This window comes from Arthrobacter sp. 10T44 (genome assembly GCF_056393885.1).
Window position 1 is genome coordinate 312,336 of the sequence record NZ_JBFTGT010000001.1, and the last position, 25,980, is coordinate 338,315.

A 25,980-nucleotide genomic window follows, 5' to 3' on the forward strand; every position below is an offset into this window, starting at 1 on the left:
CTTCAGTCCGTTTCCGTGGTCGCGGGCAGGTCAGGGATTCCGGCAAGGGCGGCGGGCGGTTCGGCCCAGCGCGGCCCAAAGCCGCGGAAGACCACGGTCCTGGGCTCGTCGGCGTCGTCGGTGTCGAAATCCAGCACGTCGGTGCCGCTGGGCTGGGCGGGGCCGGACGGGGCTGTGCCGCTGGGCTGGGCGGGGCCGCTGGGCTGGGCGCCACCCAGCCGGCGTTGCAGCTCAACCTCCAGCCGGCTCTCGCTCAGGTGCTCCACCCGGCCGCGGCCCCACTCCACGACGGTCACCGCACTGTCCATGGTGTTTTCCAGGTCGATGTCGTCGATTTCGGAAGCAGAGGCGAGCCGGTACGCGTCGACGTGGACCAGGTCCGGGCCGCCGGGACGGGGCCCGTCCGGCAGGTTGGGGTGGATCCGCACCAGCACGAACGTGGGAGAGATGATTCCGGCGCGGACGCCAAGGCCCTCGCCGAGCCCCTGCGTGAAGGTGGTCTTCCCGGCGCCAAGCTCGCCGCTGAGCACTAGCAGGTCGCCCGCCTGCAACTCGGCGCCAAGGCCGGCCGCGAGGGCATGTGTCTGCTCCGCGGTCCCCACTTCCAGGGTCCGCTGCCAGGCCGGGTGGCTCACTGCGCGGCCCCGTCCCCGGGTGCGGGCTCTTCGTTGATGTAGCGGCGCGGCACCCGCGGGCTGATGCGGGTGACGATCTCGTAGTTGTTGGTGCCGGCTGCCCTGGCCCAGTCCTCGGCGGTGGGACCGCCGTCGGCACCGTCTCCGAACATCACGGCTTCGGCACCCAGCATGCTGGGACCGCCGGCGGAGACGTGGAGCGGGCCGAGGTCGATCACCATCTGGTCCATCGCGATGCGGCCCACCACGGGGTAGCTGGTTCCGGCCACCCTGATCGGACCTCCGGTGGCGACGCGCGGAACGCCGTCGGCGTATCCCAGCGGGACGAGGCCCAGCGTGCTGGCGCCCCCGGTGCGGTAGTTCAGTCCGTAGGAGACACCCTGGCCGGCGGGCACGTCCTTGCAGTGCGAGACGACCGTGCGCACCGTCATTGCCGGGCGCAGCCCGATCTCCGCGGAAGTCTGGCCCTCGAACGGTGAGAGCCCGTAGATGCCGAGGCCCACCCGGACGAGGTCGAAGTGCGTGTCCGGGCGGGACAGCGTCGCCGGGGTGTTCGCGAGGTGGCGGACCTCGGGATCGACGCCGGCGTCCTGGGCCATCGCCAGGACATCGCGGAAGGCGGCAAGTTGCTCGTCGGTTTCGGGGCGCTCGGGTTCGTCGGCCACGGCAAGGTGGGAGAAGATGCCCACGACCCGCAGCAGGCCCTGGTCCTGGTAGTCCATCGCTTCGCCGAGCAGGGTGTCCAAGGACTCCAGGGTGGCGCCGTTGCGGCCGAGCCCGGTGTCCACCTTCAGGTGAATCCTGGCTGGGCGCTCCTGCTCGCGGGCTGCGGTCACGATCCGGCCCAGTTCCCAGCCGGAGCAGCCGATGTCGATCCCGGCAGCGACGGCGGCGGCAAAGTTGCTCTCGGGGGTGTGCAGCCAAGCCAGCAGGGGGGCCTCGATCCCGGCGGCGCGCAGGGCAAGCGCCTCGGAGATATGTGCGACGCCTAGCCAACTGGCCCCGGCGCTGAGCGCGGCGCGGGCCACCGGGATGGCCCCGTGGCCGTAGGCGTCGGCCTTGACGACGGCCATCACCTTCGCCGGCGAAGCCACCTTGGCCAGCCGCCGGACGTTGTGCCGTATCGCCTCGAGGTCGATGACGGCCGAGCGCTCCTCGACGTGGTCCGGACCTGCTTCCGCCACCGGCCGGAAATCACCTGTTGCTGCTGGGTATATCACTTTACGATTCTACGGGTGGCCGAAGATCCTGCTGAATTCCGCTGGCGCCCCGCACTTTGGGACATGCCCATCCTTGGCTTCGGGACATGCCCACTCCTCGCAGCCACGAGTGGGCATATGCGGAATATGTCCAGTGCACAGCCCGGGCGCAGGGCATGTCCCTCGGCCCGCACCCCGCGGCATCCCAAACCATTCACGGATCCATTCCTGGCGTCGGGACATGCCCACCCCTCGCAGCTACGAGTGGGCATATGCGGAATATGTCCAGTCCACGGCCCGGGCGCGGGGCATGTCCCATGTCCCGCACCGCGCGGCGTCCCAAACCATGCACGGGTCCATTCCTGGCTTCGGGACATGCCCACCCCTCGCAGCCACGAGTGGGCATATGCGGACTATGTCCAGTCCACAGCCCGGGCGCAGGGCATGTCCCATGTCCCGCACCCCGCGGCGTCCCAAACCATGCACGGGTCCATTCCTGGCTTCGGGACATGCCCACCCCTCGCAGCCACGAGTGGGCATATGCGGAATATGTCCAGTGCACAGCCCGGGCGCAGGGCATGTCCCTCGGCCTGCACCCCGCGGCGCCCCCAAACCATGCACGGGTCCATTCCTGGCTTCGGGACATGCCCACCCCTCGCAGCCACGAGTGGGCATATGCGGAATATGTCCAGTCCACAGCCCGCGCGCAGGGCATGTCCCTCGGCCTGCGTCCCTCGGCCTGCGGGCCCGCACCCGCTCCCAGCCGCCCGCCACCCCAAGGGCTAGGCGTCGGAGAGGTGCGCAATCGTCGCCGTCGCCCGCCGCTGCGCCTCCGGCGGCACGTCGCGGACGATTTCTTCCAGGAAACGGTAGCGGCGCAGCCATTGACTGCCCTGCCGCTCCTTGCGGGCATTGGCCCGCTGCCACCAGTCGGCGAGGTCGCCCCAGCCGGGAGCGGCCAGCGAGCCGCCCACCTGCTGCACGGCCAGGGCCGCGCACAGGTTGGCGAACCGGAGCCGGTCCCCCAGCGGCCAGCCGGCCAGGCAGCCGACGATGAACGCGGCCCCGAAGCAGTCCCCGGCCCCGGTGGGGTCGAAGGCCGCCACGGGCAGCGACGGCACCCACTCCTCCTCACCGGTCTCGGAGTCCACCGCCATGGATCCCTGCGGCCCCAGGGTCACCACGGCCACTGGGACCCTGTCCGCGAGCGCGTAGAGCGCGGCCCACGGGTTGTCCTTGCCGGTGAACGCCATGGCCTCCTGCTGGTTCGGCATGAAGGCGTGGAAGTATTTCAGGTTGTCCAGTCGCGCCTGCGCCCACGTCCCGGTGGGATCCCAGCCGACGTCGCCGAAGAGACGGACACCGGCCCGGTGAGCGTCGACGGCCCACGGTTCCAGCTCCTCGCCTAGCTCGGCGACGGCGGCGAGCGCGGGCGGCGGGCAGCCGATCAGTTCGCTTGAGGTGACCGGCGCCGGGTGGCCGTGGGTCACCATGGACCGGTCCTTCTCGACACTCAGCGACACGGTGACCGGCGAGTGCCAGCCGGGAACGCGCCGCGACAGCGACAGGTCCACGTGTTCCTGCCGGTCGAGGATCTTCCAGTTGTAGTCGCCGTAGCCGTCGTCGCCAAACGCTGCGGCCAGCCCGGTCCTCAGCCCCAGCCGTGCCGCGGCGATGGCCTGGTTCGCCACCCCGCCGGGACAGCTGCCCATCCCGTCGCTCCAGATTTCCGTGCCGGGCCGGGGTGCGTGCGGCAGCCCGGTGAAGATGATGTCCTGGAACACGGTGCCGGTCAGGAGCACGTCGAAGCTTCCCGCCGCCGGGGTACGGACGGCGGCGAGCGGGTCGAAGCGCGGCGCTGGAATCGCGTCCATACACGGCACACTACGCCGTCCAGGTAGCCGGCGAAAGACGACGTTCCGGGCCCATCAGCGCGGCGCGGAATAGACTGCAGCCATGCGGCTCATGATTGCTGGCGGCGGCGGATTCCGGGTGCCGCTGGTCTACCGGGCGCTCTCCGCCGGCCCCTTTGCCGGGCTGGTCCGGGAGCTGGTGCTGTACGACGTCGACGCCGGCCGGCTGGCCGCCATCGAAGCGGTGCTGGCCTCCCTGCCGGGCAGGGAACAAGGCGGCGGGCCGCCGGTCCGCACCACCACGTCGCTGGCCGAGGCCCTGTCCGGCACAGACATGGTTTTCGCCGCCATCCGGCCCGGCGGCACGGCCGGCCGCACGGCCGACGAGCGCGTGGCGCAGGAGCTGGGCGTGTTGGGCCAGGAGACCACCGGCGCCGGCGGCATCTCCTACGCCCTGCGCACCATCCCGCCGATGTTGGCCCTGGCGCAGGCGATGAAACGCCTCTGCCCCGGGGCGTGGCTGGTCAACTTCACGAATCCGGCTGGCATGGTGACCGAGGCCCTGGTCCCGGTGCTGGGCCGCCGGGTGGTGGGTATCTGCGATTCGGCCGGCGGACTGGTGCACCGCGCGGCGCGGGCCGCCGGCGTCGTGCTGCCCGAGGGCAGGCTCGACGGCGTCGGCTACTACGGGCTCAACCACCTGGGCTGGCTGTACCGGCTGGAGTCCGGCGGCAGGGATGTCCTCCCCGCCCTGCTCGCCGACGCCGGGACCCTGGCAGGTTTCGAGGAGGGCCGGCTCTTCCCCCAACCCTTTCTGGCCGGCCTCGGCTGCCTGCCGAACGAGTACCTGTTCTACTACTACGAGACCGCCCGCGCCCTGGCCGCCATGCGGGCCGCTGCCCAGACCCGCGGCGAGTCCATCCACCGGCAGCAGTCCGAGCTGTATCCGCGGCTCGCGTCCGCCGGTGCGGAGGCCTACGGGCTCTGGGATGCCGCCCGCCGGTCCCGCGAGGAGGGCTACCTGGCCGAGGCCCGAACCGCTGGCGAGCACCGGGACGAGGAGGACCTGGCCGGCGGCGGCTATGAGCGCGTCGCGCTGGCGGTGATGCGCGCCCTCTCCGGTGGCGGCGGGGCCGAACTGGTGCTGAATACCCCCAACGCGCTACCCGGCCCGGACGGTGCACGGACTGCCGCGATCCCGGGGCTGCCGGCGGACGCCGTCGTGGAGGTCCCCTGCCGGGTGGACGCCGACGGAGTGGTGCCGCTCCCACAGGACCGCCCGTCGGAAGCGCAGCTCGCGCTGATGCTGCGGATCAAGGAGGTGGAACGGCTCGTGGTCCAGGCCACCGGGCCGGGTCCCGGCAGCCTGCGGCGCGGGGCCGCCCTCGCCGCGTTCGCCCGGCATCCGCTGGTCGACTCGGACGAGCTCGCGGCGAAGCTGCTCGCCGGTTACGAGGCAGCGTTCCCGGGCCTGTTGCAGCTCTGGCGCAGCGACGTCCGCAGTTCCGGTGACTCCTAGCCGAGTCCGCCGCTCAACGCGGGCCGCTCAACGCGGGCCACTCAGCGCAGTCCGCTCAACGCAGTCCGCGGGCGAGGGTCTCCTGTAGCGCCTTGTTGGGTTCGCCCGGCTGGCCGGTGCCGCTGAGGTAGAGCCCCATCTGGGTCCCGTGGTATTCCCAGTACGCGAAGCTGAGCTCGTTCTCCGCCAGGAGATCAAGCATGTCGGTGACCCACTGGCTGCCGCCCTTGCCCTCCATCTCAAATGCTTGCCGGACCAGGCCGAACTCCATGACCGACATCGGCACGTTGTTATCGATGCCGAACTTGAGTCGCTTCCCCAACTCATGTGCCAAATAGCCTTTGTCGCGTGCCAGGAAGCCGTTTCCGGGTGTTCCGGGCGACTGTGCGTAGACGTCGAGCTGGAGCCCGATCCGGGGTGCCGAACCGGCCGAGGCCGCAATGCTCTGCCCCCGCATGTGGCCCTGGATGCGGTACTTGTTACCCGGCACGACCTTGAACAGGTGGGCGTCGTTGCTCCACCCTGCGATTGCCGTGGCGTCGACGGCATTGCTGATGGAGAGGCTGCCGCTGTCCTGGTGCCCGGTCTTCTCCCGCGCGAACTTCGGCGGCGCCGCCGTGTCCCCGTACTGCCATTGATGCCAGTCCAACGTCGAGTCGCGGTCCAGGGGATCGTTGATGACTTGCCGGAGTTCGGTCCCGTCGGGGCCGTATTCGGTCACCCTGATTGCATCGAAGCCGGCCGTTCCGCGCATGCCGCCCTGCGCAGTGACCATGGGTGCAGCCGCCACCGCGCTGCTGTCCTCGATAGTTACGATGCCGCTGTCATACGCCGCCCAGCCTGAGGTGCCGGGCGGCAAGGACTTGGTTGCGATGCGGCTTTCCGGCAGCAGGACCCGCTGACCGGTCGGGAGAATGGTGTCGGGGTCGGGATAGCGGCCGCCGTCCTGAACCGGGCCCTCGACCCAGGACGCATACTGGTGGGTGTATTTGATGGGCTCGTAGAAGTGGAAGTCGTAAACCACGTTGTCGTCATCAACAAGGAAATGCTGGTCGGCCCCGGAGATGCCGTAGCTGCCGTTGACCCCATAGATCCCGCCCACAACCAGAAGGTGGTTCTGGTCCTCGGACCGGACTGCGGCGACCAACTGCCGGGCCAGCACTTTCCATTGTTCCCCGGTCGCGTCAGTCGTCACCGGCTCATTGAGCAGGTCGTAGGCTGCGATGGCTGGTTCATCCTTGTAACGGGCTGCGATATCGCGCCACAGGTCCGCGTTCTGCTGCTGCAGCCGGGGGTTGGACCAGATGTCGAAACTGACGGCGTCGCTGGTGGGGTCCAGCCAGAATCCGCCGATCGGGGTCTGCAGATCCAGGATCAGGCGCATCCCGTGTTCCCGCGCCCAGGCCACGTTTTGGTCCAGCCACTGCCAGAAGACCTGCGGGGAGTCGACATACCAGTCCCCGTCGAAGGCGAAGCGGATGCTGTTGAAGCCAATTTCTTTCGCCCGGGCAAAGTCGTCCCCCGCATGGTGCTGCGAATTAGGAAGCTCGGCCCCGTTCAGGTTTCGATGGTAGAAGTTGGAGAAATTCACCGCTTTCAGCCGGGTGGGCTCGCCGTTGAGGACGAGGCCGCGGCCCGAGGCGGTGACGAAGCCCGGCGAATTCTCCGCCGAGGAGCTTCTGTCGTTGTTCCGGGCCAGCGTGCACCCGGCCATGACCAGCAACGGAACCACCAGCAGCAGGACGGCCGGAACCCACCCAGGCAAGCGGCGCCGTCGTGCACCCCGTTCAGGGCTGCGCCGTTCCTGGTGCGGCAGTTGCGGATCGCCACTTCCGGGCATTCAGGCCTCCCTCGCTCGGCCCCCAGAGGGCCAGCCTATTCGGGCCGGCAGAAAATGTCTTGGGTTGAATCCGGCGAAGGCAGCTATAGCTTGCGGTACATCACGTGGAGTCCCACGTAGCCCAGCTGCGGGTGCCGGAAGGCTTCCGGGATGGTGGCGAGGATCTCGAAGCCCATGGCTTGCCAGGCGGCGACGGCCCGGACGTTGCTTTCCACCACGGCGTTGAACTGCATGGCGCGGAAGCCCGCGGCGCGGGCGGCGTCCAGCGAGTAGGCGCACAACGCCCGGGCCACTCCCTGGCCGCCGTAACCGGCGCGGACCATGTAGCCGGCGTTGGCGACGTGGCTGCCGCCGCCACCCTGGTTCGCGTGCAGTTCGCCGGTGCCCAGTACGACGCCGTCGAACCGGCCAGTTCCGACGGCGACGAAGGTCCTGCCCGGGACGGTTTTGAACCACTTGGCGCGGGCCTGGTCCTCCGTGGTGTCGCGGTCCCAGGTAAACGTCTCCCCGGCACGGATCACGGGCTCCAGGATCTCCCAGATGGCGGCCCAGTCCTGCGCGGTGGCCTCGCGGATCTCCCAGGACGCCGTGGCCGGCCGGTCTTTTGCGTTTGCGCTCACAGCCGCCACGCTAGCAGCAGGCAGCCGCCCGCGAACCGTCCCGGCGTTCAGGAGTAATGTTTTACCGAATCCACGTCACGCGAAGGGAAGGAAGAGGATGCCGCTGGTCCGCCGTGTCGCCTTCCTCTCCCTGCACACCTCGCCGATGGAGCAGCCCGGGTCCGGGGACGCCGGCGGCATGAACGTGTACATCCGGGCCCTCGCCGCCGCCCTCGCGGAGACCGGCGTCGAGGTGGAGATTTTCACGCGGTCCAACGCGGCCGGCCAGGCCGCCGTCGAACACCCCACCCCGGGAGTCTGCGTGCACAACGTGCTCGCCGGGCCGCCGCGGAAACTTCCCAAGGAGGAACTGCCGGCGCTGCTGCACAGCATGGTGGCCGAAATCGACCGGATCAAGCAGCTGCAGCCGCATGGCCGCTACGACGTCATCCATTCGCACTACTGGGTTTCCGGCGTCGCGGGCCTCGAACTCTCGGAGCTGTGGGGGGTGCCGCTGGTGCACACCATGCACACCATGGCCAAGGTCAAGAACCTGCTGCTGGAATCCGGCGAGCAGCCCGAGCCGCGCCGGCGCGAGGATGGTGAACACCGGATCGTCGACGGCGCCACCCGGCTGATCGCCAACACCGGCGCCGAGGCCGCCGAGCTGGTTTCGCACTACGACGCCGACCCCGACCGGATCGACGTGGCGCCCCCGGGCGTGGACCTCTCCGTCTTCACGCCTGCCTTCCGGAGCCGTGCCCGCAGCCAGCACGGGGTCCCGCCGGGTCGCTTCCACCTGCTCTTCGCCGGGCGGATCCAGCGGCTCAAGGGCCCGCAGATCCTCATCAAGGCGGCCGCGCTGCTGCGTGCGCGCCGCCCGGACATCGACCTGCAGCTGACCATCCTCGGTGCGGTGAGCGGTGCGAAGGACTTCGACCTCAAGGCCCTGATTACCGCCGCCGGGATGGACGACGTCGTCACGCACCATCCGCCGGTCAGCGCGCCCAAGCTGGCATGCTGGTACCGTTCGGCCGACGTCGTGGTGATGCCTTCTTACAGCGAGTCGTTCGGCCTCGTCGCGCTGGAGGCCCAGGCCTGCGGAACGCCCGTGGTCGCCACGAAGGTGGGCGGGCTGTCGCGGGCGATCTTCGACGGCCGGACCGGGCTGCTGGTGGAAGGGCACAAGGCCGCGGACTGGGCCGATGCCCTGGAGGCACTGCACGACGACCCGGCCACCCGGGAGGACATGGGCCGCGCGGCGTCGGTGCATGCCCAGGGCTTCGGCTGGCAGCGCACCGCCGCGATTACGCTGGAGAGCTACCAGTCCGCATTGCTCCAGTATTTTGGAACACGGAGCATCCCGGTGGGCCACACGCCCTGAGGGAACCACACCGGGCGCCTGGCCGGAACCGCCGGCCGGAGCGACCCGAAGCCACGAGCTGAAGGGCAACGATGTCTGAGAACACCACGGAAACCGCAGCAGCTACCGAAGCGCCGGCTGGGACGGCGGCACCGGGTTCGCCGGCCGCAGCGCCGGTCCTGAGCGACCTGGAGATTGCGCAGCGGGCCACCATGCGGCCGATCGAGGACGTGGCTGCCGCGGCCGGGATCAACCCGGAGGCGCTGGAATTCTACGGCCGCTACAAGGCGAAGATCGATCCGGCCAAGCTGGCCCGGGACGGTGCGCACGCGCCGGGCAAGGTGGTGCTGGTTTCGGCGATGTCCCCCACGCCGGCCGGCGAGGGGAAATCCACCACCACCGTGGGCCTCGCCGACTCCCTGGCTCGCGCCGGGCACCGGGTGATGATCGCCCTGCGCGAGCCTTCGCTGGGTCCGATCCTGGGCATGAAGGGGGGCGCGACCGGCGGCGGCTACTCCCAGGTCCTGCCGATGGACGAGATCAACCTGCACTTCACCGGCGACTTCCACGCGATCACCTCGGCGAACAACGCCCTGATGGCTCTGGTGGACAACCACATCTACCAAGGCAACGCGCTGAACATCGATCCGCGCCGGATGACGTTCAAGCGGGTGCTGGACATGAACGACCGGGCGCTGCGCGAGGTCGTGATCGGCCTGGGCGGTCCCACCCAGGGCGTGCCGCGACAGGACGGCTTCGACATCACGGTCGCCTCGGAGATCATGGCCGTGTTCTGCCTGGCCACGGACCTGGACGACCTGCGCGCCCGGCTGGGCCGGATCACCTTCGGCTACACCTACGACCGCGAGCCGGTCACGGTCGCGGACCTCGGCGTCCAGGGTGCCCTGACCATGCTGCTCAAGGACGCGATCAAACCGAACCTGGTGCAGACCATCGCGGGCACCCCGGCCCTGGTGCACGGCGGGCCCTTCGCCAACATCGCGCACGGCTGCAACTCGCTGATCGCCACCCAGACGGCGCGTTCCCTGGCCGACGTCGTCATCACCGAGGCCGGCTTCGGCGCCGACCTGGGTGCCGAGAAGTACATGGACATCAAAGCGAGGATGGCCGACGTCGCCCCGTCCGCCGTCGTGGTGGTGGCCACCATCCGCGCGCTCAAGATGCACGGCGGCGTCGCCAAGGACCAGCTCAAGGAGCCCAACGTCGAGGCGCTGGCCGCCGGCGTCGCCAACCTGCAGCGGCACGTGCGCAACGTGGAGAAGTTCGGCATCACCCCGGTTGTGGCGATCAACAAGTTCGGCACCGACAGCCAGGAGGAGCTCGACTGGCTGCTGGACTGGTGCGCCGCGGAGGGTGTTCAGGCGGCCGTGGCCGACGTCTGGGGCCGCGGCGGAGGGGGCGACGGCGGCGACGAGCTTGCCGCGAAGGTTGCCGCCGCGATCGACGCCCCGCACGGCTTCCGCCACCTGTACCCGCTGGCGATGTCGGTGGAGGACAAGATCCGCACCATCGTGCAGGAAATCTACGGGGCCGACGGCGTCGACTTCTCCGTCCCGGCGCTCAAGCGGCTCGCGGAGATCGAGAAGAACGGCTGGTCCGGGATGCCGGTCTGCATGGCGAAGACGCAGTACTCCTTCAGCGACGACGCCACCAAGCTCGGCGCCCCGAAGGGCTTCACGGTCCACGTCCGGGACCTGATCCCCAAGACCGGTGCGGGCTTCATCGTGGCGCTCACGGGTGCGGTGATGACCATGCCCGGACTGCCCAAGGTCCCGGCGGCCATGCGGATGGACGTGGACGCCAAGGGCAACCCCGTCGGTCTGTTTTAAACAGCAACGCGGGGTCACTTACGGCCCATCCCAAGGGGGATGATGGGCTGTAAGTGACCCCGCGTTGCGGTGTACGGTGCGGGGCTTAACGCTCCAGGTCGCCGCGGATGAAGGCCTCGACCTTTTCGCGGGCGAGGTCGTCGTTGAACTGCTCCGGCGGGGACTTCATGAAGTAGCTCGACGCCGAGAGCAGCGGGCCGCCGATGCCGCGGTCCAGGCCGATCTTGGCGGCGCGGACGGCATCGATGATCACGCCGGCGGAGTTGGGCGAGTCCCAGACCTCCAGCTTGTATTCGAGCGAGACCGGGGCGTCACCGAAGTTGCGGCCCTCGAGGCGTACGAAGGCCCACTTGCGGTCATCGAGCCACTGGACGTAGTCCGACGGGCCGATGTGCACGTCCTTGGCGGCGAGCTCGGCTTCCACGTTGGACGTGACGGCCTGGGTCTTGGAGATCTTCTTGGACTCGAGGCGGTCGCGCTCCAGCATGTTCTTGAAGTCCATGTTGCCGCCGACGTTCAGCTGGTACGTGCGGTCCAGGGTGACGCCGCGGTCTTCGAAGAGCTTGGCCATAACGCGGTGCGTGATGGTGGCACCGATCTGGCTCTTGATGTCGTCGCCCACGATCGGCACGCCGGCGGCGGTGAACTTGTCCGCCCACTCCTTGGTCCCGGCGATGAACACCGGCAGCGCGTTGACGAAGGCCACGCCGGCGTCGATCGCGCACTGGGCGTAGTACTCGGCGGCTTCCTGGGATCCGACCGGCAGGTAGCAGACCATCACGTCGACCTTGGCGTCCTTGAGGGCCTGGACGACGTCGACCGGCTCCTCCGGGGACTGCTCAATGGTCTCGAGGTAGTACTTGCCCAGGCCGTCGAGGGTCGGGCCGCGCTGAACGGTGACGCCGGTCGGCGGGACGTCGGCGATCTTGATGGTGTTGTTTTCGCTGGCGAGGATGGCGGCGGAGAGGTCCTGGCCCACCTTCTTGCCGTCGACATCGAATGCTGCGACGAACTGCACGTCGTTGACGTGGTACTTGCCGAACTGCACGTGCATCAGACCCGGAATCGTGGCCTGGGGGTCGGCATCCTTGTAGTACTGGACACCTTGGACCAGCGAAGTGGCACAGTTACCCACGCCGACGATTGCAACACGAATCGGATTTGAAGACACGAAACTCCCTTTGAGAACAAACTTCACGTGCCCGGCGCGGCCATACTCTGATGTACGACGGCGGCAAACGGGCACAACGCCATGCGGCACTCTTGCATTCTAGTCAACGGCGCCGGGACTCAAGTTGTTCCCGGCCACGGCACCGAATCTGTTACGTCAGCCGGCGGCGCCGCGGAACGGCGCCGCCGGGGCTTATTTCTGGGCCCAGAGGTTGATGTCGGACTCGACGGCGAACTCGTCGATCGCGTCCAGCTCGTCGGCCGTGAAGTCCAGGTTGTTGATCGCGGCCAGGGTGTCCTCCAGCTGCCGGACGCTGGATGCGCCGACCAGGGCGGACGTCACCGAGGTGCCCTTGCCCTGCTCGCGCAGGATCCAGGCGATCGCCAGCTGCGCGAGGGTCTGGCCCCGGCCCTCGGCAATCCGGTTGAGCCCGCGCACGCGGTCCAGCTTCTCCCCGGTGATCATCGCCTCGTCCAGGGACTTGTCCTGCGCCGCACGGGAATCCTTGGGGACGCCGTTGAGGTAGCGGTCGGTAAGCATGCCCTGCGCCAGCGGCGAGAAAGCGATGGCCCCTGCACCCACCTGCTCCAGCGCCTCGTAGAGGCTGGGGCTGCCGTTCTCGGTCCAGCGGTTGAGCATCGAGTAGCTGGGCTGGTGGATCAGCAGCGGGGTGCCGAGTTCCTTCAGGATCCGGGCCGCCTCGAGCGTCTGCTCCGGAGTGTAGGACGAAATGCCGGCGTAGAGCGCCTTGCCGGAGCGCACGGCCTGGTCCAGGGCGCCCATGGTCTCTTCCAGCGGCGTCTCGGGGTCCGGGCGGTGGCTGTAGAAGATATCCACGTAATCCAGGCCCATCCGGCCCAGCGACTGGTCCAGGCTGGCCAGCAGGTACTTCCGGGAGCCCCAGTTGCCGTAGGGCCCCGGCCACATGTCGTAGCCGGCCTTGCTGGAGATGATGAGTTCGTCGCGGTACGGCTTGAAGTCGTCCTTGAAGTGGCGGCCGAAGTTAGTCTCGGCGCTGCCGTAGGGCGGGCCGTAGTTGTTGGCGAGGTCGAAGTGGGTGACACCCAGGTCGAAGGCGCGGCGCAGGATGGCCCGCTGCACTTCGAAGGGCTTGTCATCGCCGAAGTTGTGCCAGAGGCCCAGGGAAATGGCCGGCAGTTTCAGTCCGCTGCGTCCCACCCGGCGGTAGGGCATCGTCTCGTATCGGTTCTCTGCTGCAACATATGTCATGACTATTATCCTGTCCTAGTTTGAGACGACGGCGGCACTGTGGCCGGGCAGTTCCACGCGGCCGGCGGACAGCGCGACGCCGTCCTCGGTGGCCAGCAGCAGCGAGCCGCCGTCCACGGCTACCTGGCGGGGTTCGATGGAGAAGTTCATCGCGACCTCCACGCTGCCGCGGCGCAGGCGCAGCCAGCCCTCGTCCTCGCTGAACGCCACTGCGGTGTCCTCGAACCCGAGCCCGGCCAGCTCCGGGGTCGCACGGCGCAGCGCGATAAGTTTCCGGTACAGCTCCAGCAGCCGCGCGTGCTCCCCGGACTCGGCTTCGGACCAGTCCAGCTTGGAGCGGGTGAACGTGGCCGGGTCCTGCGGGTCGGGCACGACGGCGGGGTCCCAGCCCATCCGTTCGAACTCCTTGATCCGGCCCTCCGCCGTGGCCTTGCCCAGCTCGGGCTCCGGGTGCGAGGTGAAGAACTGCCAGGGCGTCGTGGCGCCGTATTCCTCACCCATGAACAGCATCGGGGTGAACGGCGAGGCCAGGGTCGCGACCGCTGCGAGCGCCAGCTGCCCGTAGCCGAGGCTCTGGGAGAGCCGGTCGCCGGTAGCCCGGTTGCCGATCTGGTCGTGGTTCTGGCTGCAGACCACGAGGGCGGCCGGGTGCACGAGGGCGGTGTTGATGGGCCGGCCGTGGTGCCGCTCCCGGAAGCTGGAGTAGCTGCCGTCGTGGAAGAACCCGTCCACCAGGACCTTGGCGAGGGCCGCGAGCGAATCGAAGTCGCTGTAGTAGCCGGTGGTCTCGCCGCTGACGTTGACGTGGACCGCGTGGTGGAAGTCATCGCTCCACTGCCCAGCCAGGCCGTAGCCGTTTACCTCCCGCGGGTAGAGCAGCCGCGGGTTGTTCAGGTCCGACTCGGCGATCATCGTCGCAGGGCGTCCGGTTTCGGCGGAGACCTCATCGGCGAGCGCCCCGAATTCCTCCAGCAGGTGGACCGCCCGCTCGTCCTTGAAGGCGTGCACGGCATCGAGCCGCAAGCCGTCCACGTGGTAGTCGCGCAGCCACATGGCTGCGTTGTCGAGGATGTAGCGGCGGACGACGTCGGAGCCGGGGCCGTCCAGGTTGACCGAGTCGCCCCAGGTGTTGCCCTCCCCGGACTTGAGGTACGGCCCGAACCGGGGCAGGTAGTTGCCGCTGGGGCCGAGGTGGTTGTAGACGACGTCCTGGATGACGCCCAGGCCGGCGGCGTGGGCGGCGTCGACGAAGCGCTGGTAGGCGGCCGGGCCGCCGTAGCCCTCGTGCACGGCGTACCAGAGGACCCCGTCGTAGCCCCAGTTGTGGGTGCCGTTGAACCCGTTGACCGGCAGCAGTTCGACGAAGTCGATGCCGAGGTCGGCGAGATAGCCGAGCTTGCCGATCGCGGCGTCCAGCGTCCCCTCGGGCGTGAACGTGCCCAGGTGCAGCTCGTAGATCACGCCGCCCTGCAGGCCGCGGCCCTTCCACTGCCCGTCGGCCCATTCGTGGCTGCCGGCGTCGAAGGTCCGCGAGAGTGCATGCACTCCCCCGGGCTGGCGGCGTGAGCGCGGATCCGGCAGCGGGGTGGAATCCCCGTCGAGCAGGTAGCCGTAGTCGACGTCGCCGGAGGCCGGTGCCTCCGGCGCGCTCCACCAGCCGGCGGACCCGGACCGGACCATCGGGTAGTGCCGGCCGTCGGCGAGCAGCGTGACGTACTGCGCTTCCGGTGCCCAGAGGTCGAAGCGTGCGGTTCCGTGTGCGGGCAGAGTCATTGCCGTTCCCCTAAGTTGGTTCGTCAGTTCGTGCGTTCAGGCGCCCGGCACCAGCAGGGCCACCGGGTAGTCGCGGAGGATCTCCGCCACGTCCGTCGTGCCCGGCCCGAAGGACCTGCCGCTGAGCTGGTCCGTCATGGCGACGGTGAGGCCGATGGCGGTGTCCTGCCAGCCTCCGCGTTGTTCGAGGCCGCGGGGCAGCCTTGTGGCCAGGGTGAGGGCCCCGGGCGTGCCGGCGCCGCGGTCGAAGGCGACCAGGTGTTCGGCGGCGGCTCCGGTGGCAGCAACCGGGGCGTAGCCGGCGAACAGCTCCGGCCGGTCCCGGCGCAGCCGCAGCGCCCGCGAGGTCACGAGCAGCTTCGCCGCGTCCTCCCGGTACGACGCCGGCCGCTCACCGGCGTCGATCGCTTTGAGGGCGGCGCGCCGCGCCCCGAAGTCGAACGGCCGCCGGTTATCAGGGTCGGTCAGCGACCGGTCCCAGAACTCGGTGCCCTGGTAGACGTCCGGCACGCCCGGCATGGTGAGCTGGACCAGTTTGGCGGAGAGCGCGTTGGCGGAGCCGTAGGGTTCCAGCAGGTCCACCAGCGAATCGAGTTCGGCGCGCACCTGGGCGTTGTCGAACGCAGCGTCGACGGCGGCTGCAAGTTTCGCTTCGAAGTCCGGGTCCGGGTCCAGCCAGTTCGTCGAATTGCCGGCCTCTCGGGCCGCCTTCTGGGCGTAGGACTGGAGGCGTTCCCGGTCCGCGGGCCAGACCCCGGCCACGGCCTGCCACAGCAGGTTGGCCAGCGGGCCGTCGGGCAGGGGCGCCAGCTCCTGCAGCCGGCGCAGCGAGGCCGTCCATTCCGGGGCCAGCTCCGCAAGCACGGAGATCCGGGCCCGGGTGTCCTCGCTGCGCTTTGTGTCGTGGGTGCTGAGCGTGGTCATCGACAGCGGCTGGCCCGCCTGGCGGCGTGCCATCCGGGCGTGGAACTCGTCGGCGGACAGCGCGAACTCGGTGGGGTCCGCGCCGACCTCGGTGAGGGTGCCGAGCCGGGTGTAGCGGAAGAACGCGGTGTCCTCCACACCCTTGGCCATCACCATGCCGGAGGTCTGCTGGAAGCGGCGGCCCAGCTCGGCGTCGGGCCCGGGGTCGGCATGCAGCAGCAGCGGGAGCAGCGCCTGCACCACGGGTTCCAGCTCGGGACGCCGCCGGGCGGCGAGTTCGCATGCCTCGCGCAGCACGCCCTCGCCCTCGGGCAGGTAGCTGCGGTAGACCGGGAAGGCCGCGGTGATCTCGGACAGCGCATCGACGGCGGCCTCCGGGCTGAGGCCGGCGGACGCCGGTACCAGCCGGGCGAGCCGCCGCATCTCCGAGTGCAGGATGCCGTCGGTGATCCGGCGCTTGGTGCCGCGGATCATGTCCTCATAGTCGGCGGGCGTGCCGCCGCGCAGCGAGGTGTCCAGGGCGTCGAGGCCCGCCTGGCCGGCGGGGTCGACGAAGAGCCGGTCCACGTCCGCGAGGGCGTCGTACCCGGTGGTCCCCTCGCACTCGAAGCCGGCCGGAAGCTCTTCACCGGGCTCCAGGATTTTCTCGATCAGCAGGTAGGCCCCGCCGGTCACGTCGCGCAACCGGCGGAGGTAGCCTGCCGGATCCGCGAGGCCGTCCGGGTGGTCGATGCGCAAGCCGTCAACGAGGCCCTCCCGGAACCAGCGGACAACCTCCTCGTGCGCCTCATCGAAGACCTCCGGGACCTCAACCTTGATCCCGGCGAGGGTGTTGACCGCGAAGAACCGGCGGTAGTTCAGATCGGTGTCCGCACGGCGCCAGCCCACCAGCTCGTAGTGCTGCCGGTCATGGACCGCGCGCGGGTCGTCGGCAGTGGAGTCACCTGCGGTATAACTGCCCTCGGCCAGCGGGAAACGGTGGTCGTAGTAGCGCAGTTCGCCGTCACGGATTTCGAGCGCGTCCACGTCCGCGTCCTCGCCCAGCACCGGGATCCGGATCCGGCCGCCGCCGAAGTCCCAGTCGACGTCGAACGCCTGGGCGTAGCGCGACTGTTGGCCTTCCTTGAGCAGCGACCACCACCACGGGTTCTGGACCGGGGTGGCGACGCCGACGTGGTTGGGCACGATGTCCACCAACACACCCATGCCGGCTTCCCGCGCCGCGCGCGACACCGCTGCCAGCCCCTCCGGCCCGCCGCGGTCCGGGTCGATCGCGGCGGGGTCGGTGACGTCGTAGCCGTGGTCCGAGCCCTGCTCGGCCGTCAGGATCGGAGACAGGTAGATCCAGTCGACCCCAAGGGACTTCAGGTAGGGCACGGTGTCGGCGGCATCCTGCAGGGTGAAGCCCGGCCGGATCTGGAGCCGGTAAGTCGAGACGGGGGTCCTCATGAAGCAGTGGCCTTCGCTTCGCTGGCTTCGGCGGCCTTCGTCTGGGCTTCCGCCATCTCCTCCTGGGCGTCCTCGTGCTCGGCCATGGAGGCCAGGGAGGCGGCTGCGGAGTGGTCGACCTCGATCTCGGGGCCCGAGTAGGCGCGCAGCACGGCCATCGACTTGGCCGCCAGCGTCAGGGTCGACCCTGCCTTGAGCGGCTCGTCCGTATCGGCCTGGTCCGCGGTGTCCACGAGGATCTCCCAGAAGGGCGAGTACTCGTCGTTGGGCAGCACGAAGTCCACGCTGTCGTCGTGGGCGTTGAAGGCCATCAGGAAGCTGTCGTCGGTGATCCGGCGGCCCCGGGAGTCCTGTTCCTGGATGCCGTGGCCGTTGTAGAACACGCCGATGGTCCGGCCGAAGCCGCTGTCCCAGTCCTCCGGCAGCATTCCGGTGCCGTCGGTCTTCAGCCAAACGATGTCCGGCAGTTTCTCGCCCTCACCACGGACGACCGGGCGGCCGTCGAAGAAGCGGCTGCGGCGGAACGTCGGGTGGTCGTGGCGGATCTTGTTGACGAACGCGGTGAACTCCACGAGGGGCTGGTCCATGGCTTCCCAGTGCACCCAGCTCAGTTCGGAGTCCTGGCAGTAGGTGTTGTTGTTGCCCTGCTGGGTGCGGCCCAGTTCGTCGCCGTGCAACAGCATCGGCACGCCCTGGGAGAGCAGCAGCGTCGCAATGAAGTTCCGCTGCTGGCGGGCGCGGAGGGTCAACACCGTGTCGTTGTCGGAGTCGCCCTCTTCGCCGCAGTTCCAGGAGCGGTTGTGCGATTCGCCGTCGTTGTTGCCCTCGCCGTTGGCCTCATTGTGCTTCTCGTTGTAGGAGACCAGGTCGCGCATGGTGAAGCCGTCGTGCGCGGTGACGAAGTTGATCGAGGCCACCGGGCGCCGTGCCGAACTCTCGTACAGGTCCGCGGAGCCGGTCAGGCGGGAGGCGAATTCGCCCAGGGTGGACGGTTCGCCGCGCCAGAAGTCCCGGACGGTGTCGCGGTACTTGCCGTTCCATTCGGTCCACTGCGGCGGGAAGTTGCCCACCTGGTAACCGCCGGGGCCGACGTCCCACGGCTCGGCGATCAGCTTGACCTGGGAGACGATCGGATCCTGCTGGATCAGTTCGAAGAAGGTGGAGAGCTTGTCGACGTCGTAGAACTCGCGGGCCAGCGTGGAGGCGAGGTCGAAGCGGAAGCCGTCGACGTGCATTTCCGTCACCCAGTAGCGCAGCGAGTCCATCAGCAGCTGCAGCGAGTGCGGGTGCCGGACATTGAGCGAGTTACCGGTGCCGGTGTAGTCCATGTAGTGCTTCAGGTCGCCGTCGACCAGGCGGTAGTACGCCTGGTTGTCGATGCCCTTGAAGGAAAGGGTGGGGCCGAGGTGGTTGCCTTCGGCGGTGTGGTTGTAGACGACGTCGAGGATGACCTCGATGCCGGCCCGGTGCAGCTCGCGGACCATGGCTTTGAATTCCTGGACCTGGTGTCCGACGTCGCCGGAGGAGCTGTAGGTGTTCTGCGGGGCGAAGAAGCCGATGGTGTTGTAGCCCCAGTAGTTGTTGAGGCCCTTCTCCACCAGGGTGCCGTCGTTGACGAACTGGTGGACCGGCATGAGCTCGATCGCCGTGACGCCGAGCTTCTTCAGGTGCTCAATGACGGCCGGGTGGGCCACACCGGCGTAAGTGCCGCGCTGCTCTTCGGGGATTTCCGGGTGCAGCTCGGTCAGGCCTTTAACGTGGGCCTCGTAAATGACCGACTCGTGGTAGGGGACGCGCAGCTGGCGGTCACCGTCCCACTCGAAGTACGGGTTGATGACGACGCCGTGCATGGTGTGCGGTGCCGAATCGGCGTCGTTGCGCGAATCGGGGTCGCCGAATTCGTAGGAGAAGAGCGCCGGGTCCCAGTCGATCTGGCCCTGGATTGCCTTGGCGTACGGGTCCATCAGCAGCTTGTTGGCGTTGAAGCGGTTTCCGCTCGCCGGGTCGTACGGGCCGTGCACCCGGTAGCCGTACTTCTGTCCGGGCTGGATCTGCGGCAGGTAGCAGTGCCAGACGTAGCCGTCCACCTCGGTCAGTTCGATCCGCGTCTCGCTCAGGTCGTCGGCCAGGAGGCAGAGCTCAACCCGCTCCGCTTGCTCGCTGAACAGGGCAAAATTGGTGCCGGTGCCGTCAAAAGTGGCTCCCAGCGGGTAAGCCGTTCCGGGCCAGACTTCCATGTGTACTCCTCGTGCGATGCGGACAATCTCTAGACAGACTACTTGTAAGTAAGGTTACTAATTTACCGGAGGCGCGAGGCGCGCGCTTTTGTTACAGCTTCGCGATAACCTCCGGCAGGGCTTCGGCAATGTCCGACGCCGTCAGCGGCCCGCCGTTCGAGGCAGCTGTTCCGGCACGGCCGTGCAGGCTGGCCGCCATCGCGGCGACGGCGGCCCACCGGTCCGGCCCCTCGAGCCCCAAGGCGCTGAAGGCACCGGAGCCCTCCGGGAGTTGTGCCAGCAGGGCGCCGAGCACCCCGGCCAGGACGTCGCCGCTGCCGGCGGTGGCCATCCACGGGCTGGCTTCGGCCTGGCTGAAGACCGCCCCCGAGGGGGCAGCCACCAGGGTGGTGGCGCCCTTGAGCAGCACGGTCGCTCCGGTGAGCCCGCTGGCCTGCCGGACGGCGGCGAGCGTTGCGTCCTCGACGGAGGTCCGGGCCGGGCCGGCGCCGTAACGTTCCAGCAGGGCGGCCAGCTCGCCGGCATGCGGGGTCAGCACGGTGTGCGGGGACAGTTCGCGGGGCAGGGCCGGCAGCGCACCGGCGTCGGCCACGGTGGGAAGTCCGGCGGCTGCCGCCTCGCGGACCCGCTCCAGCTGCTCGTGGGCGCCGGCGTCGAGTCCGGATCCGAGCAGCCAGGCCTGGACGTGCGCGTCGGCGACGGACGTGCCGCACACCACTTCGGGGCAGGCCTGGCGGACCAGGTCCGCGACCTCCGGCGGGCCCACGTAGCGGACCATGCCGGCACCCGCGGCCAGGGCGCCGCGGCAGGCGAGGACGGCCGCCCCCGGGTAGCGGGCGGATCCGGCCACGACGCCGAGCACGCCCCGGGAGTATTTGTGCGAGCGGCGGCCGGGCTGCGGGAGCAGCGCGGCCAGGTCCGCGGCCTGGAGGCGCCGCAGCTCCGGATGCACCAGCGCGTCCTCGATGCCGATCGGGATGGTCCGGAGCCGGCCGGTGAAGTCCGCGCCCGGGTCGGCGAGCAGGCCGGCCTTCGCGGCCCCGAAGCTCACGGTGACGTCCGCGGCCAGGACAGGGGCGTGCGCTTCGCCGGTGTCGGCGTCGACGCCGCTGGGGATGTCGCAGGCAACAACCAGCCCGTGGCGGCTGCGCTGCAGCTCTTCGATCAGCGTGCCGGCCGCGCCGCGCAGCCCACCCTGCGCGCCGGTTCCCAGGACCGCGTCAATGACGACGTCGGCGCGGGCGGCGTCAGCAGCCAGGTCCCTGGCGTTGCCGTCGGTGAGGGCGGTGTCCCGGCCGCCGGCGGCGCGGAAGGCCGCCAGCCCGCTTGGATGGGCGTCGCCGGCGGTGAGCACCGCCGTCGTCCGCAGGCCCCGGCGGGCCAGCAGCGCCGCGGCGTAGAGGCCGTCGCCTCCGTTGTTGCCCTTGCCGGCAAGCACGGTGACGCTGGAGCCGTAGGGCCGCAGTCCGCGGCGTTGGAGTTCCCGGATGACCGCGTTGGCGAGCCCGTAGGCGGCCCGCTGCATGAGAACAGCGCCCATACCAGGGTCCGCACTCGCCTCAAGGAGTTGCTTCTCGAGGCCTCGAATGTGGGTACCTGTATAGGCGCTGATCATGTGCTTAGCCTTCGGCGATCACCGTGGCGGTGGCGATGCCGCCGTCGTGGCTGATCGAGAGGTGCCAGCGCTTGACGCCTTTCGACTCGGCCACGGCCAGTACCGTGTCCTTGACCTGGACGGTGGGTCCGTTCTGGTCCAGGCCGATCCAGCAGTCCTGCCAGTTCATTCCGGCGGGCGCGCCGAGCACCTTGGCCACGGCCTCCTTGGCCGCGAACCGCGCGGCCAGGGACCGGGTGTTCAGTTCCCGCTCGGCCGGGACAAACAACCTGTCGCGCAACCCGGGGGTGCGCTCAAGCTGCCGGCCGAACCGCTCAATGTCTACGACGTCTACGCCAATGCCAACAATCATGCGGCTATTCTACGGTCACGCTCTTGGCCAGGTTCCGCGGCTGGTCCACGTCGTAGCCCTTGGCGCTGGCGAGTGCCAGCGCAAAGATCTGCAGGGGCACGGTGGACAGCAGCGGGGCCAGGAGGGTCGGGGTCTCCGGGATGTAGATGACGTGTTCGGCGTAGGCCTTCACCGCTTCGTCACCCTCCTCGGCGATCACGATCGTCTTGGCGCCGCGGGCACGGACTTCCTGGATGTTCGAGACGACCTTGGCGTGCAGCGAGTCGCGGCCCCGGGGCGACGGGACGACGACGAAGACCGGCTGGCCTTCCTCGATCAGGGCGATCGGGCCGTGCTTGAGCTCGCCGGCGGCGAAGCCTTCGGCGTGGATGTAGGCGAGCTCCTTGAGCTTGAGCGCACCCTCCATGGCAACCGGGAAGCCGACGTGGCGGCCCAGGAACAGCACGGACTTGGCGTCCACCATGTCGTGGCCGAGTTTCTTGATCGCGTCGGCATTGTCCAGGATCTGCTGGATCTTGGCCGGGATCTTGCCCAGGTCGGCGAGGATGTCCTTGATCTCGCCCTGGAACTTGTTGCCGCGCAGCTGTGCCAGGTACAGGCCCAGCAGGTAGGCGGCCGCAATCTGGGCGAGGAACGCTTTGGTGGAGGCCACCGCGATTTCCGGACCGGCGTGCGTGTACAGCACGGCGTCGGACTCGCGCGGGATGGTGGAGCCGTTGGTGTTGCAAATGGACACCGTCTTGGCGCCCTGTTCCTTGGCGTACCGGACAGCCATCAGCGTGTCCATGGTCTCGCCGGACTGCGAGATGGAAACGATCAGGGTGTTGGCGTCCACGATCGGATCGCGGTAGCGGAACTCGTGCGAGAGCTCGACCTCGGTGGGGATCCGGCACCAGCGTTCGATCGCGTACTTCGCGACCTGGCCGGCGTAGGCGGACGTGCCGCAGGCCAGGACGATGATTTTGTCCACGCTCTTCAGCAGTTCCGTGTCGATCCGGAGTTCGTCGAGGGTCAGCTTGCCGTCGACGTCCGACCGGCCCAGCAGGGTCTGCAGCACGGCGTCCGGCTGGTCGTGGATTTCCTTTTCCATGAAGGACGGGAAGCCGCCCTTCTCCGCGGAAGCGGGATCCCAGTTGACGTAGTATTCCTTGCCCTCGGCCGGGGCACCGTAGAAGTCGGTGATCGCGACGGTATCGGCGGTGATGGTGACGATCTGGTCCTGGCCCAGTTCCACGGCGCGGCGGGTGTAGTCGATGAAGCCGGAGACGTCGGAACCGAGGAAGTTCTCGCCCTCGCCCAGGCCCACCACGAGCGGGGAGTTGCGGCGGGCGGCCACGACGACGTCGGGCTGGTCGGCGTGCACGGCGAGCAGCGTGAAGGCGCCCTCGAGGCGCTGGCAGGCAAGTTCCATGGCCTTGGTCAGGCCGCCGTTGGCGTTGTCGCCGCCCAGCTGGTTGCGGTAGATGTCACCGATCAGCGCTGCGGCCACCTCGGTGTCGGTCTCGGAGAGGAAGGTCACGCCTTCGCCCACGAGTTCCTGCTTCAGCTCCGCGAAGTTTTCGATGATGCCGTTGTGGATGAGCGCCAGCTTGCCGCCGTCGGACAGGTGCGGGTGCGCGTTCAGGTCCGTGGGGCCGCCGTGGGTTGCCCAGCGGGTATGCCCGATGCCGGTGAGGGCGTCCGGCAGCGGGTGGGCCTCCAGTTCGGTGATCAGGTTGCTCAGTTTCCCCGACTTCTTGCGGGAAGAAATGGCACCGTCCGCCACGACCGCGATCCCGGCGGAGTCATAGCCGCGGTACTCAAGGCGCCGCAATCCCTCCAGGACAACGTCCAGGGCTTTGTGTTCAGTATTTACCCGGCCAGCCGAGCGGCCTACATATCCAACGATTCCGCACATGGACATAAGCCTAACCGGTTTCCCGGTCGTCCGACGTAGGATGTGCCGGTCCGGGCCCGCCGCTGGCGGCTGGCGGGGTGTCCATTTCGCTCTGGGCGTTGTCAAGGGCAGAATCTCTAAGGTGACTTTGCAACGCAACGAAGCGAACGGCGAGGGCGTCTCCCCGTTCGTTGAGCTGGACCGGCAGACCTGGTCCCGGCTCGCTGCCCAGATGGAGCAGCCCCTCAACGAAGAGGATGTGCTCCGCCTCCGCGGCCTGGGCGACCCCCTGGACATGAAGGAGGTCCGCGAGGTCTACCTCCCGCTGTCCCGGCTGCTGCACCTCTACGTCGAGGCCGCCAACCAGCTCCACGCGGCCACCACGACCTTCCTGGGCGAGAAGACCCAGCGCACCCCCTTCGTGATCGGCGTGGCCGGCTCCGTGGCGGTGGGCAAATCGACCATCGCCCGCGTACTGCGTGAAATGCTGCGGCGCTGGCCCGGCACCCCGAACGTCGAGCTGATCACCACCGACGGGTTCCTCTACCCCCTCGCCGAACTCAAGCGCCGTCAACTCCTGGAGCGCAAGGGGTTTCCGGAGTCCTACGACCGCCGCGCACTGCTGCGCTTCGTGAGCGAGGTCAAAAGCGGGGCCGAGGAAGTGCGGGCCCCCTGGTACTCGCACGTCACCTACGACATCGTTCCGGGCAAGGAAGTTGTGGTCCGCCGGCCGGACGTGCTGATTGTCGAGGGCCTGAACGTCCTGGCGCCGGCACGCCCGCGGCATGACGGCCGGCAGGGCCTGGCGTTGAGCGACTTCTTCGACTTTTCCATCTACGTGGACGCGAAGACCTCGTATATCGAGGAGTGGTATGTGGACCGGTTCCGCAAGCTGCGTACTACCGCCTTCGCACAGCCCGAGTCCTACTTCCACCGCTATGCGACGCTCTCCGATTCGGAGGCCGAGCAGACCGCCCGGGACATCTGGAAGCGCATCAACGAGCCGAACCTGGAAGAAAATGTCCTCCCCACCCGCGGCCGGGCCCAGCTGGTGCTGACCAAGGACGCCGACCACTCCATCCGACGCATGTTGCTGCGCAAGGTTTAGCACAGGTGTGCCACGACAGCGCCGGCACTTCCCCGGGCCCGGCAACCCCGAGCCGGCGGACGCTCGGGCGCCTGCTCGCGGCGGGAACGGCACTGGCTGTCCTTGCAGCCGTGGCCGGCTGTAGCCCGGGCAGCAGCCCGGAGCCATCCTCCAGCACGGCTGTGCCAACTGAGCGTTCCTCCGCCGCGGTTTCCGCCTCCGGCTCGCCTACGGCGACGACCACCTCCGCGGGCGTGGCCACCGCCCCCACACCCACGGCCGACGCAGCGCCGTCAGCCTCCGCGCCTGCGGCTTCCTGGCCTGCGACGTCCGGACCGGCCCGGAAGCATTCCCTGACCGATCCTGCGAGCCCGTGGGTGGTGGTGAACAAGCACCGGCCGCTCTCCCCCGCCACGTTCGTTCCGCCCGACCTCGTGCAGCCGGCCGTCAGGCTGGCGGTTTCCGGCGAGGCCGCGCAGCTGAACAGCACGACGGCGGCGGCCGCCGAGCGGATGTTTGCAGCCGCCGCGGCGGACGGCGTGGTCCTGACCCTGGCGAGCGGCTACCGTTCCTTCGCGACCCAGACGGCCACCTACAACGGCTACGCGAACGCCCGGGGGCGCGCCGAGGCGGACACGGCTTCCGCGAGGCCCGGTTACTCCGAGCACCAGACGGGCTGGTCCTTTGACATCGGCGACGGCGGAGGGGCCTGCAGCTTCCAGCCCTGCTTCGCGGAACAGCCGGCCGCCGTGTGGGCCAAGGCCAATGCGCACCGCTTCGGCTTCGTGGTCCGCTACCCCTGGATGGCCCACCCGGTCACCGGCTACTTCTACGAGCCGTGGCACCTGCGCTACATCGGTACCGAGGCCGCGGGCGACATGCACAAGCGCGGCGTCGCCACCCTCGAAGAGTATTTCGGCCTGGAAGCCGCGCCAGCCTACCGCTGAGCCTGCCGGGCCCGGGCTACCGTGGGTTCATGCTGACTGGATTCAAGAATTTCATCATGAAAGGCAACGTCGTTGACCTTGCCGTCGCCGTCGTCATGGGGGCCGCCTTCGGCGCCGTCGTGACCTCCATCGTGGAAGGACTCCTCACGCCACTCATCGGCTTGCTTTTCAACGCCAAAGGCATCGAGGAAATGGCCTGGGAGGGGTTCAAGTACGGCACCGTCATCTCCAGCATCATCTCGTTCGTGCTGATTGCAGCTGCCATCTACTTCGTGGTGATCCTGCCGATGAACCACATGATTGAACGCCGCAACCGCCGGCTGGGCATCAACCCGGACGTCAAGGAGGAATCGGCCGAGGACCCTCAGATCGCCCTGCTCACCGAGATCCGCGACGCCCTGACCCGCACCACCCGCTAGCTTCCGGACCAACAAAAGGTGGCCCGCTTCCTCACGGAAACG

Annotated in this window: 19 protein-coding genes; 6 read left to right on the forward strand and 13 right to left on the reverse strand. The window is 68.8% G+C overall.

Annotated elements, in window-relative coordinates:
* Positions 1-2 precede the first annotated feature (2 nt).
* From tsaE to AC1DBL_RS01410, 3 genes are all read right to left on the reverse strand, one after another.
* On the reverse strand, positions 3-635 hold the full coding sequence (tsaE, locus tag AC1DBL_RS01400; RefSeq protein WP_476925338.1) for a tRNA (adenosine(37)-N6)-threonylcarbamoyltransferase complex ATPase subunit type 1 TsaE: 633 nt from the start codon (positions 633-635) through the stop codon (positions 3-5).
* The gene (gene alr / locus AC1DBL_RS01405) at positions 632-1,855 is read right to left on the reverse strand and encodes an alanine racemase (RefSeq protein WP_476925339.1); all 1,224 of its coding nucleotides are present in this window, start codon (positions 1,853-1,855) and stop codon (positions 632-634) included. The genes tsaE and alr overlap by 4 nt, the downstream gene beginning before the upstream one ends.
* Positions 1,856-2,616: 761 nt before the next feature.
* Positions 2,617-3,708 carry a carbohydrate kinase family protein gene (locus AC1DBL_RS01410; RefSeq protein ID WP_441417081.1) on the reverse strand — a complete coding sequence of 364 codons (1,092 nt, stop codon included), beginning with the start codon at positions 3,706-3,708 and terminating at the stop codon, positions 2,617-2,619.
* A gap of 82 nt (positions 3,709-3,790) precedes the next feature.
* Between AC1DBL_RS01410 and AC1DBL_RS01415 the strand changes: the two genes are divergently transcribed.
* On the forward strand, positions 3,791-5,206 hold the full coding sequence (locus AC1DBL_RS01415) for a family 4 glycosyl hydrolase (RefSeq protein ID WP_476925340.1): 1,416 nt from the start codon (positions 3,791-3,793) through the stop codon (positions 5,204-5,206).
* Positions 5,207-5,261: 55 nt separating this feature from the next.
* Here AC1DBL_RS01415 and AC1DBL_RS01420 read toward each other — a convergent pair whose 3' ends face one another.
* Together AC1DBL_RS01420 and AC1DBL_RS01425 are read right to left on the reverse strand one after the other, a co-directional pair.
* Entirely contained in the window at positions 5,262-7,046 is a 1,785-nt protein-coding gene (locus tag AC1DBL_RS01420) for a glycoside hydrolase family 5 protein (protein ID WP_476925341.1), read from the reverse strand.
* An 83-nt stretch (positions 7,047-7,129) separates the two neighbouring features.
* Positions 7,130-7,666, reverse strand: a complete 537-nt coding sequence (locus AC1DBL_RS01425; protein ID WP_441417078.1) for a GNAT family N-acetyltransferase — start codon at positions 7,664-7,666, stop codon at positions 7,130-7,132.
* 97 nt (positions 7,667-7,763) lie between these two features.
* Here AC1DBL_RS01425 and mshA point away from each other — a divergent pair, with 97 nt between their 5' ends.
* Positions 7,764-9,029 (forward strand): D-inositol-3-phosphate glycosyltransferase, encoded by a 1,266-nt coding sequence (mshA, locus tag AC1DBL_RS01430; protein WP_476925342.1) that lies wholly within the window; start codon positions 7,764-7,766, stop codon positions 9,027-9,029.
* A gap of 71 nt (positions 9,030-9,100) precedes the next feature.
* Positions 9,101-10,858, forward strand: a complete 1,758-nt coding sequence (locus tag AC1DBL_RS01435; RefSeq protein ID WP_476925343.1) for a formate--tetrahydrofolate ligase — start codon at positions 9,101-9,103, stop codon at positions 10,856-10,858.
* Between the two features lie 85 nt (positions 10,859-10,943).
* Here AC1DBL_RS01435 and AC1DBL_RS01440 read toward each other — a convergent pair whose 3' ends face one another.
* The 8 genes from AC1DBL_RS01440 to glmS all read right to left on the reverse strand — a co-directional run bounded on the left by AC1DBL_RS01440 (position 10,944) and on the right by glmS (position 23,506).
* The gene (locus AC1DBL_RS01440; protein ID WP_476892132.1) at positions 10,944-12,029 is read right to left on the reverse strand and encodes an inositol-3-phosphate synthase; all 1,086 of its coding nucleotides are present in this window, start codon (positions 12,027-12,029) and stop codon (positions 10,944-10,946) included.
* Between the two features lie 192 nt (positions 12,030-12,221).
* Positions 12,222-13,259, reverse strand: coding sequence for an L-glyceraldehyde 3-phosphate reductase (mgrA, locus tag AC1DBL_RS01445; protein ID WP_476908471.1), 1,038 nt, complete (start codon positions 13,257-13,259; stop codon positions 12,222-12,224).
* A gap of 15 nt (positions 13,260-13,274) precedes the next feature.
* On the reverse strand, positions 13,275-15,032 hold the full coding sequence (treZ, locus tag AC1DBL_RS01450; protein WP_476908470.1) for a malto-oligosyltrehalose trehalohydrolase: 1,758 nt from the start codon (positions 15,030-15,032) through the stop codon (positions 13,275-13,277).
* Positions 15,033-15,068: 36 nt separating this feature from the next.
* Positions 15,069-17,405: a malto-oligosyltrehalose synthase gene (gene treY / locus AC1DBL_RS01455; RefSeq protein WP_476925344.1), complete on the reverse strand. Its 2,337-nt coding sequence runs from the start codon at positions 17,403-17,405 to the stop codon at positions 15,069-15,071.
* Complete coding sequence (gene glgX, locus AC1DBL_RS01460) at positions 17,402-19,642, reverse strand: glycogen debranching protein GlgX (RefSeq protein WP_441417071.1); 2,241 nt, start codon at positions 19,640-19,642, stop codon at positions 17,402-17,404. Before glgX ends, treY begins: the two co-directional genes overlap by 4 nt.
* A 91-nt stretch (positions 19,643-19,733) precedes the next feature.
* On the reverse strand, positions 19,734-21,257 hold the full coding sequence (locus AC1DBL_RS01465) for an NAD(P)H-hydrate epimerase (protein ID WP_441417070.1): 1,524 nt from the start codon (positions 21,255-21,257) through the stop codon (positions 19,734-19,736).
* Positions 21,258-21,261: 4 nt separating this feature from the next.
* On the reverse strand, positions 21,262-21,609 hold the full coding sequence (locus tag AC1DBL_RS01470; protein WP_175321209.1) for a holo-ACP synthase: 348 nt from the start codon (positions 21,607-21,609) through the stop codon (positions 21,262-21,264).
* Between the two features lie 4 nt (positions 21,610-21,613).
* Positions 21,614-23,506 carry a glutamine--fructose-6-phosphate transaminase (isomerizing) gene (gene glmS, locus AC1DBL_RS01475; RefSeq protein ID WP_441417069.1) on the reverse strand — a complete coding sequence of 631 codons (1,893 nt, stop codon included), beginning with the start codon at positions 23,504-23,506 and terminating at the stop codon, positions 21,614-21,616.
* A 121-nt stretch (positions 23,507-23,627) separates the two neighbouring features.
* On the opposite strand from glmS, the gene coaA reads away from it, so the two are divergent.
* Genes coaA through mscL form a run of 3 tightly spaced genes read left to right on the forward strand, consistent with a single transcriptional unit; the run spans position 23,628 to position 25,938 of the window.
* Positions 23,628-24,593, forward strand: coding sequence for a type I pantothenate kinase (gene coaA / locus AC1DBL_RS01480; protein WP_441417068.1), 966 nt, complete (start codon positions 23,628-23,630; stop codon positions 24,591-24,593).
* 5 nt (positions 24,594-24,598) lie between these two features.
* Positions 24,599-25,519, forward strand: coding sequence for a M15 family metallopeptidase (locus tag AC1DBL_RS01485; protein ID WP_476892128.1), 921 nt, complete (start codon positions 24,599-24,601; stop codon positions 25,517-25,519).
* A gap of 29 nt (positions 25,520-25,548) precedes the next feature.
* The gene (gene mscL, locus AC1DBL_RS01490; RefSeq protein ID WP_476892127.1) at positions 25,549-25,938 is read left to right on the forward strand and encodes a large conductance mechanosensitive channel protein MscL; all 390 of its coding nucleotides are present in this window, start codon (positions 25,549-25,551) and stop codon (positions 25,936-25,938) included.
* Positions 25,939-25,980: the final 42 nt, after the last annotated feature.